Genomic DNA, 17,192 nt, shown 5'->3' on the forward strand with positions numbered 1-17,192 from the left:
AAAACGGCGGGAAAGATCCCGCCGTTTTGCGTTTATCAAGCTTCGGGCTCGTTCAGGGCTTCTTGGCCGTGCCGAGACCGGCCTTGGGCGCCGCCGCGGCTGCCGGAGCCGGGGTCTTCATCTTGGCTTCGATCCAACCGGTGTAGTTAGCCAGCCGCGTGTAGATGCCGTAGGCGTTCTTGTGGCCGCAAGCAGCGGTGCCGTCGGACGGACCTTCGCCCCAGGAGACGACGCCGACCTGGACCGGACCGTTGGCGCCGGTCATGAACAGCGGCCCGCCGCTGTCGCCGTTGCAAGCATCGCGTTCGCCGCTGTCGGTGCCGGCGCAGATCATGTTCTTGGTCAGCGGATCCGACATATCGGCGGCAATTGCATTGGCAGCGGCGTCGATGCCCTTTTCGGAATATCGCATCCGGTGCGAGAGATCGCCAAGCGCGGCCTTCAGGTCATGCGCATAGATCGACTTGATGCCGCTGTTGCAGGCTGCGCTCGGCTCGAGATCGAGATCGGCCACCATCAGCGCGGTCGGGAAGGTGCCGTCCTGCATCTTGCCCCAGCCGATGACCGTGGTCTTGCCGCTGTCTGGCGTCGGCTCATTGGTGATCTTGATGACCGGCGCATCGGCGGGCTCCGCCAGCCGGAGCAGGCCGAGATCATTGTCCAGCGTCTGTTCGCTGTAGCCCTCGTTGACGATAACCTCGATCACCTTGTAGCGCTTGCCTTCGGTAAGATCGGTGGCGCCGGTCAGCACGGTCACCGTATCGGGCGAAATCGGCCGGCCCTTGTCGTTGAGGCAGTGCGCCGCCGTCAGCACCCATTGCGGCGCGATCAGGCTGCCGCCGCAGAATTGCGCGTTTGGCTGCGAGGCCGGGCTGGGGTCCAGCCGGGCGCTGGTCAGCAGCGCCACCTGGAACGGATAGGCCCCCTTATCGGCTTCCTTGCCGCCATAGACGCGGTCGGCGCCGTCGGGGTTCTCGGCCTTGGCCTTGTCCCGGGCTTCGGCAACGCGCTGCATCGGCGAGACCGCCGCTTCCGGCCTGACGGCGTCGTCGGCTGCATAGAGCGCGTTGACGGCGGGGAAAGCGGCCGCGATGCCCAGCAGCGATGCAGCGGCAAGCGGCCTGAACCGATGGATAATGTTCACCTTGAAACCCTCCTGAGATGAAAAATGCCGAGCCATGCCGCCATGACGCATAACCAACAGAAGCGGTACCGGTACCTCGATCGCCTTCTGCCAGAACGAACGACATCCGCGCGGTCATAAAACCGAAATACGACTTTTGCTAATCGTGCCCCATCGGGCAGAGCCCACCCAAACCCTATAGCCCCCCACGGGCTACGTGGAAGCGATTTGTCATTGCCAATGTTGGATTATTTTAGGCAGTATATCGACGCGGGTGCGTTTGGCGGAGGGCTTTAACGAGGCCGCCCGGACCGATGATCCGATACGGGCGGGTAACCAAACTAATTTTTTAACTCCACCACGATCTCGACAATATTTCTGTATTTTGCTCCACTCCTTGCTGACTTTTGGGAGAGTCTCACCATGACGAAACTGACAAGCACTATCATTGCGTCCGCACTGCTATCCACCGCACTGTGGACGATGCCTGCCTTCGCCGCCGATCCCGGCTCAGCGAATGCCGGCAATGGCGAAAGCATGCGCGATCTCGGAACGGGCGACTACCAGCCCGGCCGTGCAAAGCCGATCGCGCCGCCGAAACTGATCGAAGATGAAGCCAGCCGGGCAGCGCCGCTGACCGACGAGGGCACGGCGGTCAAATCCTATGGCATCGTCGGACGTTCCGCCGATGGCAAGGACATCAAGATCGATGCCGGCGAGACGCTGAAGGACCTTGTCATCAAGGAACTGAATGCGCCCGCTAACGCACCAGCGGCCAACAAGACCGGGCTGACGGGCGGCGACGAAGCCGGCCGCCAGGTGTTCGGGGCCGACGACCGCGAGCAGATCAAGAACACCAAGACGTACCCGTTCACCGCGATCGGCTATATCGAAGGCAAAGCCAAGAGCGGTTACGGCAGCTGCTCGGGAACCCTGATCGGTCCGCGCACGGTGCTCACCGCGGCGCATTGCCTCTACAGCAATGAAGACAAGGCTTGGCTCGACGACGTCATCTTCGTGCCGTCGCTCAACGGCAACACCGCCGACGATGCACCGTTTGGCGCTTTCAGCTACGAGAGCGTCTATATCTTGCAGGGCTTCATCGACAATTATCAGGGTTACTACGGCTCGGTCATTCCGTGGGATCTCGGCATCATCACGCTGAAGCAGGATGTCGGCACCAATCTCGGCTGGCTGGGTTATGCCAACTATGAGAACCTCGGCGATTTCACCGCAAACATCGTTGGCTACCCCGGCGACAAGCCGATGGGAACGATGTGGAAGGCGACCTGCGAAGTGAAAGCCGAAAACGTCGGCGCGGAGTATTTCCAGTACGACTGCGACACCTATCCGGGATCGAGCGGCAGCTCGGTCTACGCCTATGATAATGGCGCCAAGCAGCGCGTCGTCACCGGCGTGAACGTGGCCGAAAGCCCCAACGCCAACACTGCGGTGCGCCTGAACGCCGCCAACGTGGCGTGGATCAACAGCCTGTACAAATAAGGCTGAATGATCTTTCGCCGGCAAACAGCGGCGATAACCAGCACTACCAAACCGGCGGCGGGACGTTCCTGCCGCCGGTTTTTTTTGTATCGAAACACCTCTCTTGCACTGTGTTGCAGCGGTGCTTACGCTAGGCGATCCAAGGGGTTGGGTAAGTTGGCGCGGGCAAGAATGATCTTCGGGGTCAAAGCGATGGCGGCTGCATCCATGCTGGCCGCACTGACATGCTTTTCCGCTATGGCCGATCAAGGCGGTGCCGCACCCGATGGCGCCTGGGCCGAGCGGGTGCAAATCCTCTATCAAAGCGAAACACGTTCGGTGCTGCGCAAGAATGTACGGGTCTGGGATTCCCACCCGGAATTGGGTCTTGATTTCACCTGGGAGCCGGCAGCCGGCGTGTCGCCGGACCGCACCGTCGCAGCCGACGGCACCGTCAACGGCAAGGGCAGGCTGGTCTGGCGCGTACGCGGCTCGGCGAGCTACGACCCCAAGACGATCTATTCCAGCTATTTCGGCGAGATCAGGAATGGCCGCCCCGAAGGACAAGGCCGGCTGGAGCTGCGTTCGGGCGAGATTCTCGACGGCCATTGGGTCGCCGGCCAGCTCGACGGCCATGCGATCCATGTCGATGCCGACGGCAATCGCTATGAAGGGCAATTCAGGGCCGGTGTGCCGAATGGCGAGGGCAGGCTGGAGACGAAGACAGGCAAGATATTCGTCGGCTCTTTTGCCGATGGGCTGAAGGATGGCAAGGGCCGCACCCGGTTGCCCGGCGGCACCGTCTACTGGTCGCAATGGGCGATGGGCAAGGAGATCGGCGGTGCGCGCCCCGACGTGCTGGCCGATGCCAGAGTGGGCGGGTTGCTCAAGGCGCAGACCGGCGGCGGTTCCGCCGACAAGGTCGAGATCGGCATTGCCGTCGACCAGCGCATGACGCAGCAGGCCGACATGCAGTACCAGCATCTGGTGCGCGACGAAGACATCGCGATCTATCCGGTGTCGGACCAGTACAATGATGCCTGGAACGGCACCGGAGAGATTCGTACCGGCAATGTCTATGAAGGCATGGACTGGGAGACGGCGCCGGCCTTCGCCGAAGTCGACCTCAAGACCACCGACCAGTCGAGGGTCAAGATCGACAGCCTGGAAATGAAGGTGGCCGCGAGCGAGGCCTACCGCAAGCCGATGCTGTCGATCAGCGAGCATTATGGCTGCGTCGGCTTCCGCCCCGACTTCTCGATCGTCAACAATGGCTGGGGCGACGTGAAAGACATGAAGATGTCGATCCAGTTCACCAGGACCGACGAGGAGGACAACGCGACCGGCGAGCCGAGCCGCACGTTCACGAAGGACATCGGCACTTTCGGCGACGGCGTCGACGTCTCGATCAAGAACGTGCTGATTGAAGCCGGCGTCGACACAACCACGCTCGAGACCGAGCGCTTCACTTGCCCGTCAAGGGACAGCCTGGATGTCTGCCGCGCCCAGGTGGCCAACAAGGTCAAGTTCGGCGACGTTGTCGATTACATCAGCGGCAGCGTCGAGAAAATGAGCGTGATCGGGATTGGCAAGCTCGATTATTCCTGGGCGGACGAACAGGGCGCTATCTACCAACAGAGCGAGCCGTTTCGCGTCATCGTCTCGCTGGTCAGCATCGAGGTTCCAGAATCGCTCGCCGAATGCGGCGATGGCGGCGGCGCGTCGCCCGAAGCGCTGCGCTACCAGAACATCGAATTTCCGATCGGCAAGACCGATTACAGCATCCCCATGCCGGTGCGCGGCAATAAGCATCTCAGCGCCTACACGGCACGGCTGAAAATGTGGTCGTCAATGTCGTCGATCCATCGCTTCAGCATCGCCGCCCATTTCGCCGATGGCAGCACACGGGAGAGCAAGCCGGCCACGTTCTTCTATTTCAGGCCGAAGCAGTCGCTGTTTGAAACCAGCACCAAGCCGGCGGTCTGCTATCTGCCGGAAGATATGCAAGGCTGTTGAGGTCCTGTCACGTCCTTTCGGGAATCGCGTTATTTCGAGCCCATCTCGAAATAATTGGGCAGCGGGATCAGCCTGGCAAAGATCGTGCCCTGGCTGAACACCCTGAGTTCCAGCATCGACCCGGACGATCGTTCGGCCTTCTGGTCGAACAGGAAATTGCCGAGCGAATAGATCTCCGCAACATCGCCGCCGCCGAGCGGAAGGATCGCCTCGCTCGATACATGCGGATGGCCGCCGACGATTGCCGTGACGCCGCGCAGCCGCATCTGGTCGGCAAGCATCTCCTCGCGCGGCGACGGCTCCGTCTTGTACTCGCGGCCCCAATGGACGAAGGCAATCACCGGCCGCTCGGCATTGTCGTGCAGCAGCCGGTCGAGCAAAGCAGGCGTCAGAAGGTCGGTGTTCCTGGAGCCGTTGGTATCAATGTCGGTCAGCCCGACCAGGTCGAGATCGGCAAGCGCCAGCGTCTCGCCCTGGCCGAAATGGGCGATGCCGGCGGCGTCCAGAGCGGCCAGCGTCTCGGCATAGCCTGACGGGCCGAGGTCATAGGCGTGATTGTTGGCAAGGCTGACAGCGGCGACATGCAATTTCTTCAGCATGCCGATGGCGAGATCGGTTGGCATCGCCAGCGTCATGTCGTCGATCGCTTCAGGGACGTTGGGCAGGATGACGCCTTCGAGATTGACGATCAGCGGCCGCGAGCGGGTCAGGGCCAGCACGCTGTCGACGATCTTCTCGGCAACACCGTCGCGGACCAGGATCCTCATCATGGCGCGACCGAAATTCACGTCGCCGGCGAAATAATAGAGCTTGTCGTCGGGACGGGCAGGATTGTTCAAGCCGGGGCCGAAGGCGCCGAACAGCGCCACGACATAGCTGGTGGTGCGCTCGACATAGTCGCCCGAATGCGCCTGCGAGTTCTCGTTGGCGACGACCAGGGGCGCAGCACCGAACAGTTCGCGCTGCAGCCTGGTCTGGATATAGAGCGCACCGACCGAATCGGCGTGATCCGGCTGGCGCAGCGCCGCGATGCCGTCGAGCGAACCGGCGGCGAGCATGTTCAGCGTCTGCTGGTCGAAACGCCTGGCTTCGTGCTGCGGCAGATAATGCGAGAAATCGGTGGATTCGATGATCAGCGTGTCCTTGTCGACGATCGCTTTCAGCGCCTGCGCCAGCCGGTCCCAGTCGCCGCGCTTCGCCTTGACCGACATCGCCACCGGCACGATGGTTGCCTCGGGAAAATAATGGTGCAGGAAGGGCAGCATGGCTTGAACGCCGTGCTCCTTGGCGAAGAGGCAGGAGTCCTCGACCATGTCGCTGTTCGCCTGGAGAAGGTGCAGGGCTGCCGTGTCGGCCAGGACCGGGCCAAGCACGGTGTCGAAGCCGCGCGTCGTGGTGGCGAAGAGTTTCTGCGTCTCGTGGAAATGGTCCGGTGACAGGATGACGATGCGCTTGTAGCGGAAGCCGGACGCGGCGTGGAAACCGAGTGCGACGAGATCTGCGACGAGCAGGTGGTGGGGGACTGTGATGCCGGTGAGGCGTTGGTTGGACGGCTCGATTCTGGCGACGGCGGCGATGGCGTCGGTGAAGAGTGTGGGGTCGGAGTAGAAGGACGGGAAGTTTGTGTCGCCGGGCGGGCAGGTGATGGGGGCGGCAGACGCTTGAAGCACTGAGAGGATAAGCAAGGCGGTGGCAAAGACCAGAATGCTGGTCCGTGCCCAGGCACCCCCCGCTGTCCTGCCGGACATCTCCCCCGCAAGGGGGGAGATTGGATGTCGCCTCGACTTTCGCCAATCATCAACCTTGAAAATAGATCTCCAACAATGAAGAGACCGATCTCCCCCCTTGAGGGGGAGATGTCCGGCAGGCGAGAGGGGGGTGCCTGGGTGCCGACCTCTCACGGCTCAGCCAGCACAATGTTCTCCACGCCGCCGACATAGTAGAACGGCTTCTGCTTGGACGCGGTCAGCCGCAGTACTTCGCGCGATATGTAGTCGGCGAGGCCGAACAGCGTCACGCCGCCGTCGGAGGTCTTGGCCCGGCCGCGCAGGCCTTCGAGGATCGAATAGGTGAAGACGCCATGGCCGAGGTCGGGCAGTTCGGCGGCGGTGTTGTTGGCAGCGGTGGCCGAGAAGACGACGATGCGTGCGTCCTGCGCGTCTTTTTCCAAGCGCGGGTTGAAGGCGTTGGCGGCGTGGCAGGTGTCGAGCAGCATGAAGCGCATGCCCTTGGCCCGCTCAACCGATTTCTGGATGTCGCCCCAGTCGACCAGCGAGGAGCGCTTCCAGCGGTCGGGATCCTGTTTGCGGCCGTCCGTGGGGATGAAATAATAGTCTTCGTCGATGTTGATGCCGTGACCGGCGACGAAAATGATGGTGGTGTCGTTCTCGCCGGGTCTGTCGAGGAAATCGGCGAGCTGGTCGTCGATGGTGTCGGAATCCGGCTCCAGGATGCTGTCGGCGCTGGCGACCTTGAACACGTCCTTGCCGGCATCGGGCGCCTCATCCAGCGCTTCGCGGTTGACCAGAACCAGCGTCTCCATCGCCGAGAACAAGGGCGCGGATTTCTGCGAGATCACCTTGAGGAATTCGGTAGCGTCGTCGACGGGATAGCGCAGATCGCAGGCGTGGCCGGCGCATGCATCGGTGAGGAAGGGATATTTGTCGACGCCGATCACGGCGACGTAGAGCTTGCCCTTGTTGGCGGGCTTTTCGGTTTTCCTGCCAAGTGCTGTGACACTGCGCTCGGTCAGATAGCCGAACTCGTTGGTGCCGGTGATGCGAATGGTATTTTCGCCATTCTCGACCGGCACTTCGACGATGATGCTCTTGCCGCCATCGGCCGAGCGTGCGGTGACATCGCCGACATTGCGGCTGTTCGACAGGATCGAAAATCCGGCGACATCGGCGCCGGCTTCCTGCACGCCCGAAATCTCGACGGCGACATAGCCCTCGCGGACGTTGCTCTGGTCGGCGGCAAGCTTGATGCCGAATTCCGGCGATTTGCGCTCGAGCAGCTTTTCCAGCTCGCGGTCGACGCCGGGGCGCATTTCCTGGACCGCCTGTTCGGCGCTGCGCAGGATGATGGCCCGGCGCACCATTTCCGGGCTCCAGAGATATTTCTTCAGCTGGCCGGCGCTGATGAAACGCCCTTCGTGGTCGCGACCCTGATTGACGTGCCAGCCTATCAACTTGTCGCCGTCGGCGGAGGAATAATAGTAGCCCTGCGGCATCCAGGCGATCCATTCGGAACCGGCGAAGAACATCGACACGATCAGTTTGTGGCTCTTCAAATTCCACAACCGCACGGTCTGGTCGGCGCTGCCGGTGACCAACAGCCCTTCCTTCTCGGCGGCAACCATGGCGTTGATCTCGCCGGTGTGGCCGGTGAATTCACCCGATACATCGGCGGTCGCGGTTTTGTATTCCAACAGCGTGCCGTCGCTGCCGCCGGTGATCAGGCCAAGCCCATTGCCGATCAGCGTGTAAGCCGAATGGACGAAGCCATCGGTGGCGGCATTCTCGATGCTGTGCATCACCTTTCCGCCGCTCGCGATTTCGAGCACGGCATTCTCCAGGCCGTCCTTGCCGCCGGGGGCAGCACGGAGCGACCACTCACCCTGTGCGAGTGCCGCGCGGGCATAGGCGCCCTGTTCCGCCAACGCCACCGGGTCTTCGAAGAACCGCTCGGCCGTCGGTAGTGCCAGTACCTTGTCCAGCGTGCCCTGCAGCTCGGGACAGGACACGCGTTCAGGGCAGGGGTTGGTGTTGCCCCAAGCGATGGAGCTGCTCGCCGCATCGATCCCGATCGCCGTCACCGGTTCGCCGACCCCTTGCAGCAGCGCCTTGCGCTCGCCGGTCATGGGGTTCCAGACCTGGATGGCGTTGCGGGTGCCGCCGGCTGTCGCCACCAGCGAGCCGTCGGCATTGCCGGCGCCAGCAAAGACCGTGCCGTCATGGCCGTTATAGTCGAGCAGTTGCTCGCCGCTGTCGGTATTCCAGACCACCGAGCGATGCTTGTCGGCGCAGTGGTAGCTGCAGGCCGCGACAAGCCGCGAACCCGTGGCGAAGCTCAGAGCGCCGATCTGGAAATCCTGCTTCGGCATGGCGCGGACGAATTTGCCCGTGCTGGCCTGCCAGAGCTGGACGTCGCCGTCCTTGCTGCCGGTGGCAAACAGGCTGCCATCCAATGACACGGCGAGTGCGGCGACGCCGACATCGCGCAGCGGTTCGGCCTCGGCGGGCAAGGCGATCTCCTCAGCCTTGGCGACATCCCAGAGCCTTATGCCATTGTCGGTGGTCGCTGCCGCCAGCCGGGTTCCCGCAGCGGCGAAGGCGAGCTTTTCCACACGCCAGGAATCGGCATCGAGTTTTTCCGCCAGCGTCCAGCCCGACGCGGATTTGTCGTCCGCCCGCCAGAGGTAGACGAAACCATCGCCACCGCCGGCGGCGAGCGTGTTTCCGTGGGGTGAAAAGGCGACATCATAGATGGCATAGTCGGCGGCCTTGAGCACGGTTTTGATCTTGCCGGTGGCGAAATCGAACAGCCTGATATCGCCATAAGGGGGCTTGTCGCCGATGCCGGCGCCGAAATAACCGCCGGCGGCGATCGTCTTGCCGTCCGGCGACACGGCAATCGCAAAGACCTTGCCGTCATTGCCATTGCCAAGATAGCCGCGAATGGTGCGGAGCGTCACCCCGCTCTGCCAGTCCCAGATGCGGATGGTCTTGTCGTCAGATGCGGAGACCAGTTCCTCGCCGTCCGGCGTGAAGGCAAGGTCGGTGACCCTGGCGCTGTGGCCGCCGGTGTTGAGATCGAGATGGAAATCGAGGTCCTCGGCACGGGCGACCGACGCCAGCGCCAGAAGACCGAGCATGACCAGCCACCGGAAAGCACGCAGGGCATGGGAGCTGACCGGCACCTTGTTGCGCCGCTATTTGGAGTCGGCGGACGGCGGCGACCCGTGACGCACATAATTCTCGATCGCCTGGGCATAATTGGCGGAACCGGCCTTGCGTTCTTTTTCGATGTAGCCGGCAAAATAGCTCCAGAACGACACCGCATAGTCGCGGAAATAGGCATCGGCGACATCGCGCGAACAGAGCTTGCCCTCGACGCAGATGGAGAGACGATTGAGGAAATAGACGATGCGGTCGAAATTGTCGTTGAAATCGGCGATCGGCATGGTGCCGCCGCCGGCAGTCATCGCCTCGATGCCGATGCGTTGCCGGAAAACCTGTTCCTCGGTTGGCGACGGCGTGGCGCTGAGCAGATTGTCGTATTTGGCGTTGAGCGACGAGAGGCGCTCCTTGAGCGCGCGCTGCGCCTGCTGAAAATCCTTGCTTTCCCAAAGCTCGACCAGCGACATCGTCTGCTCGACGCGCTTCTGTTCCTGGTTTGCGAGAAACTGGAAGACCGAGAAGGCCAAGGTGAAGATGATCGCCAGGCGCACGGCGAGACCCGACCAGGCGTAGATCAGCATGCGCCAGTCGCGGTCGGTGAAGGGGTTGGCTTCCTTCTTGATCTCGTGACTGCTCGGCCACGGAAAGCCTTCGGTGGTTTCGGGCAAGGTCGCCGGCTTCTTGGCCGGCGGAGGCGCCGATGTGGCCGGCGATTTCTGCGTTGCAGCGCCCCCCGGCTTTTTCATCCGCAGCTGTCCAGTTGGATGATGGCGGTGGGATCGAGCACGATGCCGGGTGTCTCCAGCTTCTTTTTCAGGCAATCGAGCTGCGTGCGCGAAATCATGAACTGCACGTCCGGTTCGGCAGCCGCCTTGCTGGGTGACGGCAAGGGCTCGACCACGCCGCGCGAGGCGCAGCTGGAGAGATCGACGACAACGGCCGTGTTGCCGGTCTTGGCGATCTGGTCGTACTGGTCGAGAAAGCAGGTGGCGAGCTCGGAATTGGTGACGATCTGCTTGGCGCACAGGCCGCAATTCTCGTCCGCCGAGGCGCTGGCAACCAGCAACAGGCTGCCGGCAAGGCCGACCGTCGCTGCACGCCAGGAGAGCACGGGGATAGTCACTGATGTCCTCATCTGTTGCATCCAGCCGCGGCGCATAGAGGTGTCGCGAGCCGGGAATGTTCATATATCACGCCTACAAGAGCCGGCGAAGCAATGTCAGGTCAGGCGCGGGGCACCGTCTCCATCGGGAAGATCATCACCGCGCCTTTGGGACCGCTCTTGTCGGCAAGCCGCATCACGGAGCGCGTTGCCGGTGCCATGCCGATGTCGGCCAGCATGTCGGAAAAACCAGGCGTTCCCGATGCGGCACGCGTCACGGCGCGCACGCCTTCCTGGGCAAGAAAGCTCAGATCCTCTTTCTCGCTTTGCGGCGGCGCCTCGGTCAGCACGGCAATCATGCGCTCCATGCCGAAGCTGGTGTCGGTGAAGGCGAGCAGCCCTTCCTTCAGGCCCTGGTCGGCCTGCTGGTTGATCGGCGCCAGCCGCTCGGCGACGATGTGGGCGATCGAATAGTCGCTGCCGATATACAGCACGTTGATGTCGACGAACTCGTCGGACCCGTTCTTGGCCGCAATGTGTACCTGATCGCCCGGCGAAACGCGCGGCACCGTTGACGATTCGATCGGCTCCAGCGCATCGCTGTCCTGGCGCTTGATCAGGAACTGGACGCTGACCTCGTCCGGCCGGTAGTCGGACGCCGCGGCGAGCCGCGACAGGCCGGTGGCGCGGAAGATCGTGGTCAGGGTCTTGGCTGTGTTTTCCGCAAGCTTGTCGCGGCCATCCTGATGGATGACGATGCGCGGCGGCTTGCTGCCGTCCTTCAGGCTGATGTCGCCGGACGCCGGCAGGAACCACAGCGCCGGTTCGTCGCTGGCGTTGGCGGCAGCGCCGTCCATGGATTTTTCGCGCAGCACCGCAAGCCGCAGATCGGCGCTCTTGCCAGGCTCGACCAGCGCGATGTGGAAGCCGGACTTCGGCTTCGCCACCAATTCGTCCAGAACCGAATTGACCAGCTCGGTTTCTTTTTCGAGCCCTGCGGTCGGCGCCGGCTTTGCCACCAGCAGCTTGTAGTCGACGGCGAGTTCGGCAACGCGCGCATAGGCGCCGGCGGGCACCGCCGTCGGCGCAAGCGCCGGCTTGCCGTCGAATTCGACCGGTGCGAGCTGGCTTTCGAGGTTTTTTGCCGATTTCACTTCGAGATAGCCGACGGCGTCGGAGAGCTTCGACAGCGCCGAAGGCAAAATGGCGAGCTTGCTGCCGGGGGTCAGACCCTGCAGCAGCCCGGCGCCGATCGCGACATCGCCGTCCTTGACGGCAATCGGCCATTGCATGACGGCGTCGGTCTTGTCGGTGCCGAACACGCGGGCGTCCAGTTCGCCCTCGAACAGGGGCGTCGGCCTTGTGCGGCCGTCGGCCGAATATTGCTGCAGCACGGCCTGGCCGAGCTGGCGATAGGTGACGTTGGGGTTCTCGGCCAATTTCGACAGGATGGTGAAGGTGAACAGGCCGAAGCGCGGCGCGTCGGGCGTGCCCTTGGGCAGCGGCATTTCCGGCGTCGTCTCGACCGTCTGCGCGGCATAGAAGGCGACCAGCTTGCCCCTGGCGATCGGCTCTGCGCCGGTCGGCGTCAGGTTGAAGGCCGGCTTGCGGCCGCCATTCTCGTCGAAACCGCGCGATGCGCTTGCCGAGATGTCGTCATAGGCCTTCACCGCGGCTGCTCTCGCCGCGTCGTCGCCGCCGACGAGGTCGGCGAACTCGACCTTGCGCTCCAGTTCGTCATCGACTTCCGCGGCGCGCGTCGCGGTGCCGGAATGGCAGCAGTCGAACACCACCCAGACAAAGGCGCCCTTGTCGCGGATGGCGTCGAGTGCGGCGCCGACCTCGTTGTCGACCAGCGCGTTCGGCACGCCCTCTTCGCGGTTGATCCATTTGTCGATATCGGACGGCAGGAAAATCTCGTCGAGGCCGTCGGTCTCGTCACCGGCCTTGGCTTGCGGCTGCTGGGCGCCGTGGCCCGACAGATGCAGATAGACGAAATCGTCGCGTTGCACCTTGCCGGCGAGGTCGGCAAGAGCGGCCTTGATCGCCGCATGCGTCGGCGGGCCGTTGGCGCCTTCGACGTCCTTGGCGAGCAGGATCACGTTCTCGGCCGAGAACTTCACCGGATCGGGCGTGTTCTTCAGGAGATAGTCGCGCACTAGGCCGGCATCGTTCTTCGGCCCGATCAGCCAGTTCTTCTGCGGCAGGTTCGGATAGTCGGTGCAGGCAACCAGCAGCGCGTGATAGGTGCGCGAGGCGGCGAGGGCGCGGAACGAGACCGTACCGGCAGCCACAAGCGCCGACGTGCCGACGAGCAGCGTCCGTCGTGTCAGTTTGATCATAATTGCTTCCCCAAGCCCGATCGAATTTGCAAGTGCGGCACCTTTCGTCGCGAATTTTGTCAGTATTTTGAATGTGGTCGGTGCCGTCAATCGGCGGTGGTGGTCATGGTGTCGATGGCGATAACGGAAACAGTGGCAAAAAGCCCGCTTCATCGCTATCTCAAGGGAATTGAGACCGTCGCATGGCAGAAATGATTTGCGAGCGGCGCTGGATCAAACAGATAGAACATGATGTCGTCCGAGAACCGCTCCACACTTTTCGGCATCATGCTCTAAACGATCGGAAAACGGGATCATGGCGGCAAGGGATGTGCTGACGAAGAATCAGCTGAGCGTGCTCGAAAAGCTCGAGGCCGCCAGCGGACCGCTCAGCGCCTATACGCTTCTCGACCAGCTGCGCGAGCGCGGTTTCCGCGCGCCGCTACAGGTTTACCGGGCGCTCGACAGCCTGGTGAAGTCAGGCTTCGTGCACCGGTTGGAAAGCCTCAACTCCTTCGTCGCCTGCGCCGAACCGCACGACCATACGCATTCGATGACAGCCTTCGCTATCTGCGACACATGCGGGCAGGTGATGGAGATGTCCGACCATGACGTCGGCCACCGGCTGGACGAATGGGTGCGCTCGACCGGGTTTGCTGCGAAGAAGGCGGTCATCGAGTTTCGGGGGACGTGTGCCAAGTGCCTGGCTGAAGCGGCTTAGCTTGCTTCCTACTTGAGCCGAGGCGGTGCGCTATTCTCGAATTCGTTCAAGAATGTCTCATAGACGACGTACCGCGTAGGCCCAGGTGTTAGCTGCTCCATAAGCAGGGGTTTCACCTCGTCGAGCCAAGATAATTTGCCAAGGCCAGACCCGATTTTTGGCAAGGCGATGGATTCTACCCGGTTTTTGTCGGCCCATTTCACAAGCCCGCGAACTGCTTTCCGTAAATAGGGAAGCGTGGCGTGATACCATATCTGGCTGGGTTGCCAGATAAATAAGCCCGGCTGATTGCCGTCTGGCTCCAATGTCCAGATATGACCCCCAATAAACCTGCCGGTCCGAGCATATTTCTTGAACGCAGCCTGCACATTCGGCCACTTTTTCGAAATCTTCAGCGCAAGTCCGGTGCCAAGGCCCTCTTGATTGCCCTCTGCCACGCCTTGAGCGATATAGCTTTCCTGGGCGGCCAGCAGGTCTCCGGTGACAAAGACAATCATCGCACCTTCAATGCGCCTCGTCCCAGTTGTTCGCTGCGCGGGCGTCGACATGCAGCGGCACCGACATCGAGATGGCCGGCATCGGCGCGTTCTCCATCACCCTGCGCACCACGGGGATCGTCGCCTCGACTTCCGCTTCAACCGTCTCGAAGATCAATTCGTCATGCACCTGCAAGAGCATGCGGGCGGACAGGCCGGCCTTTTCCAGCGCCTCGTCCATATGCACCATGGCGCGGCGGATGATATCGGCAGCGGTGCCTTGCAGCCTGGCGTTGATCGAGGCGCGCTCGTTGAAGGCACGGATCGACGGGTTTGACGACCGGATCTCAGGATAGTGGATGCGGCGGCCGAAGATGGTTTCGACGAAGCCATGCTCGCGGGCATAGGCTTTTGTTGCCTCGATATAGTCGCGGATGCCGGGGAAACGCTCGAAGTATTTCTTGATGTAGGCGCCGGCCTCCTCGCGCGGGATCGACAGCTGGTTGGCCAGCCCAAAGGCCGAGATGCCGTAGATGATGCCGAAATTGATTGCCTTGGCGCGGCGGCGCACTTCGGAAGGCATGCCTTCGACCGGCACGTTGAACATTTCCGAGGCGGTGATGGCGTGGATGTCGGCGCCATCGGCGAAGGCCTGCTTCAACTGCGGGATCTCGGCGACGTGGGCAAGCACGCGCAGTTCGATCTGGCTGTAGTCGGCCGAGACTAGTTTCTGGCCCTTGTCGGCGATGAAGGCCGTCCTGATCTTGCGTCCCTCCGCGGTGCGCACCGGGATGTTCTGCAGATTGGGATCGGAGGAGGACAGCCGGCCCGTCGTCGTTGCGGCCAGCGCATACGATGTGTGCACGCGCCTGGTGTCGGGATGGATGAAGCCGGGCAGCGCGTCGGTATAGGTCGATTTCAGCTTGGTCAGCTGGCGCCAGTCGACGATCTTGCGCGGCAGTTCGTGGCCTTCGGCGGCGAGGTCTTCCAGAAGCTGCGCGGAAGTCGACCATTGTCCGGTCTTGGTCTTGGAGCCGCCGGGCAGGCCCATGCGGCCGAACAGGATGTCGCCCAGCTGCTTTGGCGACCCGATGTTGATGCGCTCGCCGACAAGGCCGTAGATCTCCTCCTCCAGCCGTGCGGCGCCTTGCGCCAGCTCGCCGGAGAGCCGCGACAGGATCTGGCGGTCGACCGAGATGCCACGCTGTTCCATCCGGGCCAACACCGGCACCAGCGGCCGCTCCAGCCGCTCATAGACCGAGACGAGGCCCTTGGCGGCAAGCCGCGGCTTCAGCACCTGCCACAGCCGCAGCGTCACGTCGGCATGGCCGGCGGCGTAGGTGATCGCCCGGTCGATGTCGACCTGGTCGAACCCGACCGAGCTTCTGCCGGAACCGGCGAGATCCTTGAGCGGCGTCGTGGCATGGCCGAGCCATTTGTCGGCAAGCGAGGACAAAGTGTGGTGGCCGGTGCCGGCGTCGAGCACATAGGAAATCAACATCGTGTCGTCGAAGGGTGCGATATCGATGCCGTGGCGGCTCATGACGACGATGTCGTATTTGGCGTCCTGGGCGATCTTGAGCACCGATTTGTCTTCCAGCAGCGGCTTCAGCAGCGCCAGCGCCTCGCGGACCGGAATCTGGTTCTCCAGCGTGCCGCCGCCGAGCAGGTCGCCGGCGCCGCTCTTGTGGGCGAGCGGCACATAGGCGGCGCGGCCGGGGCCGATCGCCAGGGAGAAACCGATGAGGTCGGCCAGCATCGGATCGGAAGACGTGGTTTCGGTGTCGAAGGCGACGATCCCGGTCTCCTTGGCTTGGGCCAACCAGGCCTTGAGCGTCGCCGTGTCGCGGATGGCAACATAGGCGGCGGGATCGATTTTGGCCGCAGCGGCCGTTTCAAGGCGAAGTGCGGCAAGCAGCGAAGGGGCGTCGCCGGCCCTGGCGGTTTCGGTTTTGGCTTCATCCTGTGTTGCCGCAGGCGCCGCTATGCCGGAACCGACATCGGGGCCGTGCGCGGTGTCGGCGCGCTCGACGGTGACTGCGACAGCCTGCACATCGCCGGCTTCGGTGCTGGTCGCCTCGGCCACACGGCGGGTCAGCGAGGTGAATTCCATGGTTTTGAGAAAGCCGATCAGCTTCGGCCCATCCGGCGCATGCAGCACGAAATCGTCGAGCCCGTCGGTCACCGGCACGTCGTTCTTCAGCGTCACCAGCTGGCGCGATATGCGCGCCTTGTCGGCATTGGCGATGATGGATTCGCGCCTCTTGTCCTGCTTGATCTCGCTGGCCCGGGCGAGCAACCCGTCAAGGTCGCCGAACTGTTCCAGAAGCTGCGCCGCCGTTTTCGGCCCGATGCCGGGTACGCCCGGCACATTGTCGACGGAGTCGCCGGTCAGCGCCTGCAGATCGATCATCTTTTCCGGCGGCACGCCCCATTTCTCGATTACTTCGGGGATGCCGATCTGGCGGTCCTTCATCGGGTCGTACATGCCGACCGTGGGTCCGACCAGCTGCATCAGATCCTTGTCAGAGGAGATGATAGTGGTGTCGCCGCCGGCCTCGCACGCCAGCCTGGCATAGGTGGCGATGAGGTCGTCGGCCTCGTAGCCTTCGATCTCGATGCAAGGCAGGTTGAAGGCCACGGTTGCCTGGCGGATCAGACCGAATTGCGGGATCAGGTCTTCGGGCGGCGCGTTGCGGTTGGCCTTGTATTCCGGGTAGAGATCGTTGCGGAAGGTTTTCGACGAATAATCGAAAATGACCGCTAAATGCGTCGGCACGATGCCTACATCGGTGTTGCGGGCGTCCTGCATCAGCTTCCACAACATGTTGCAGAAGCCGGAGACCGCGCCGACCGGCAGCCCATCGGATTTGCGGGTCAGCGGCGGCAGCGCATGATAGGCGCGAAAGATGTAGCCGGAGCCGTCGATAAGGAAGAGATGGTCGCCTTTTTTCATGCCGGCAGGGATAGCGCGGCAGGACGGCGCGGTCCATGGCAAAGGCGGGCTTCCAACAGGTGTTGCGGCGACATGCTGACAGAGCTTGCCTGCC

At 62.8% G+C, this 17,192-nt stretch carries 11 protein-coding genes; 3 read left to right on the forward strand and 8 right to left on the reverse strand.

Annotated elements, in window-relative coordinates:
• Window positions 1–52: 52 nt before the first annotated feature.
• Window positions 53–1,144 (reverse strand): S1 family serine peptidase, encoded by a 1,092-nt coding sequence (locus NKI37_RS24735; RefSeq protein ID WP_352746999.1) that lies wholly within the window; start codon window positions 1,142–1,144, stop codon window positions 53–55.
• A 402-nt stretch (window positions 1,145–1,546) separates the two neighbouring features.
• Between NKI37_RS24735 and NKI37_RS24740 the strand changes: the two genes are divergently transcribed.
• Both NKI37_RS24740 and NKI37_RS24745 read left to right on the forward strand, forming a co-directional pair.
• Window positions 1,547–2,626, forward strand: a complete 1,080-nt coding sequence (locus NKI37_RS24740; RefSeq protein ID WP_352443907.1) for a trypsin-like serine peptidase — start codon at window positions 1,547–1,549, stop codon at window positions 2,624–2,626.
• A gap of 192 nt (window positions 2,627–2,818) precedes the next feature.
• Window positions 2,819–4,621 carry an MORN repeat-containing protein gene (locus tag NKI37_RS24745; RefSeq protein ID WP_352788367.1) on the forward strand — a complete coding sequence of 601 codons (1,803 nt, stop codon included), beginning with the start codon at window positions 2,819–2,821 and terminating at the stop codon, window positions 4,619–4,621.
• 29 nt (window positions 4,622–4,650) lie between these two features.
• On the opposite strand, the gene amrB is transcribed toward NKI37_RS24745, so the two are convergent.
• The 5 genes from amrB to NKI37_RS24770 all read right to left on the reverse strand — a co-directional run bounded on the left by amrB (window position 4,651) and on the right by NKI37_RS24770 (window position 12,966).
• The gene (amrB, locus tag NKI37_RS24750; RefSeq protein ID WP_023735125.1) at window positions 4,651–6,369 is read right to left on the reverse strand and encodes an AmmeMemoRadiSam system protein B; all 1,719 of its coding nucleotides are present in this window, start codon (window positions 6,367–6,369) and stop codon (window positions 4,651–4,653) included.
• 149 nt (window positions 6,370–6,518) lie between these two features.
• Window positions 6,519–9,497, reverse strand: a complete 2,979-nt coding sequence (locus NKI37_RS24755; protein ID WP_352788370.1) for a hypothetical protein — start codon at window positions 9,495–9,497, stop codon at window positions 6,519–6,521.
• 57 nt (window positions 9,498–9,554) lie between these two features.
• A complete protein-coding gene (locus NKI37_RS24760) occupies window positions 9,555–10,268 on the reverse strand; it encodes a DUF4760 domain-containing protein (RefSeq protein ID WP_023669792.1) in 714 nt (237 codons plus the stop codon).
• Window positions 10,265–10,657, reverse strand: coding sequence for a hypothetical protein (locus NKI37_RS24765; RefSeq protein ID WP_027049727.1), 393 nt, complete (start codon window positions 10,655–10,657; stop codon window positions 10,265–10,267). The genes NKI37_RS24760 and NKI37_RS24765 overlap by 4 nt, the downstream gene beginning before the upstream one ends.
• Before the next feature lie 89 nt (window positions 10,658–10,746).
• Entirely contained in the window at window positions 10,747–12,966 is a 2,220-nt protein-coding gene (locus tag NKI37_RS24770) for a caspase family protein (RefSeq protein ID WP_023815741.1), read from the reverse strand.
• A 295-nt stretch (window positions 12,967–13,261) separates the two neighbouring features.
• Here NKI37_RS24770 and NKI37_RS24775 point away from each other — a divergent pair, with 295 nt between their 5' ends.
• Window positions 13,262–13,666, forward strand: a complete 405-nt coding sequence (locus NKI37_RS24775; RefSeq protein WP_023686595.1) for a Fur family transcriptional regulator — start codon at window positions 13,262–13,264, stop codon at window positions 13,664–13,666.
• 8 nt (window positions 13,667–13,674) lie between these two features.
• Here the strand turns inward: NKI37_RS24775 and NKI37_RS24780 are convergent, their stop codons facing one another.
• Together NKI37_RS24780 and polA are read right to left on the reverse strand one after the other, a co-directional pair.
• Complete coding sequence (locus NKI37_RS24780) at window positions 13,675–14,163, reverse strand: macro domain-containing protein (protein ID WP_352788373.1); 489 nt, start codon at window positions 14,161–14,163, stop codon at window positions 13,675–13,677.
• Between the two features lie 7 nt (window positions 14,164–14,170).
• Window positions 14,171–17,098: a DNA polymerase I gene (gene polA / locus NKI37_RS24785; protein WP_352788480.1), complete on the reverse strand. Its 2,928-nt coding sequence runs from the start codon at window positions 17,096–17,098 to the stop codon at window positions 14,171–14,173.
• Between the last annotated feature and the right edge of the window lie 94 nt (window positions 17,099–17,192).

It is taken from the genome of Mesorhizobium sp. M0626, assembly GCF_040320665.1.
GTDB lineage: Bacteria > Pseudomonadota > Alphaproteobacteria > Rhizobiales > Rhizobiaceae > Mesorhizobium.

Bases quoted from the DNA above. Each gene is read 5' to 3' on its own strand.
- NKI37_RS24770 (WP_023815741.1), bottom strand. From the start codon at position 12,966: ATGATCAAACTGACACGACGGACGCTGCTCGTCGGCACGTCGGCGCTT.
- polA (WP_352788480.1), bottom strand. From the start codon at position 17,098: ATGAAAAAAGGCGACCATCTCTTCCTTATCGACGGCTCCGGCTACATC.
- NKI37_RS24780 (WP_352788373.1), bottom strand. From the start codon at position 14,163: ATGATTGTCTTTGTCACCGGAGACCTGCTGGCCGCCCAGGAAAGCTAT.
- NKI37_RS24740 (WP_352443907.1), top strand. From the start codon at position 1,547: ATGACGAAACTGACAAGCACTATCATTGCGTCCGCACTGCTATCCACC.
- NKI37_RS24760 (WP_023669792.1), bottom strand. From the start codon at position 10,268: ATGAAAAAGCCGGGGGGCGCTGCAACGCAGAAATCGCCGGCCACATCG.
- NKI37_RS24755 (WP_352788370.1), bottom strand. From the start codon at position 9,497: ATGCTCGGTCTTCTGGCGCTGGCGTCGGTCGCCCGTGCCGAGGACCTC.
- amrB (WP_023735125.1), bottom strand. From the start codon at position 6,369: ATGTCCGGCAGGACAGCGGGGGGTGCCTGGGCACGGACCAGCATTCTG.
- NKI37_RS24745 (WP_352788367.1), top strand. From the start codon at position 2,819: ATGGCGGCTGCATCCATGCTGGCCGCACTGACATGCTTTTCCGCTATG.
- NKI37_RS24765 (WP_027049727.1), bottom strand. From the start codon at position 10,657: ATGAGGACATCAGTGACTATCCCCGTGCTCTCCTGGCGTGCAGCGACG.
- NKI37_RS24775 (WP_023686595.1), top strand. From the start codon at position 13,262: ATGGCGGCAAGGGATGTGCTGACGAAGAATCAGCTGAGCGTGCTCGAA.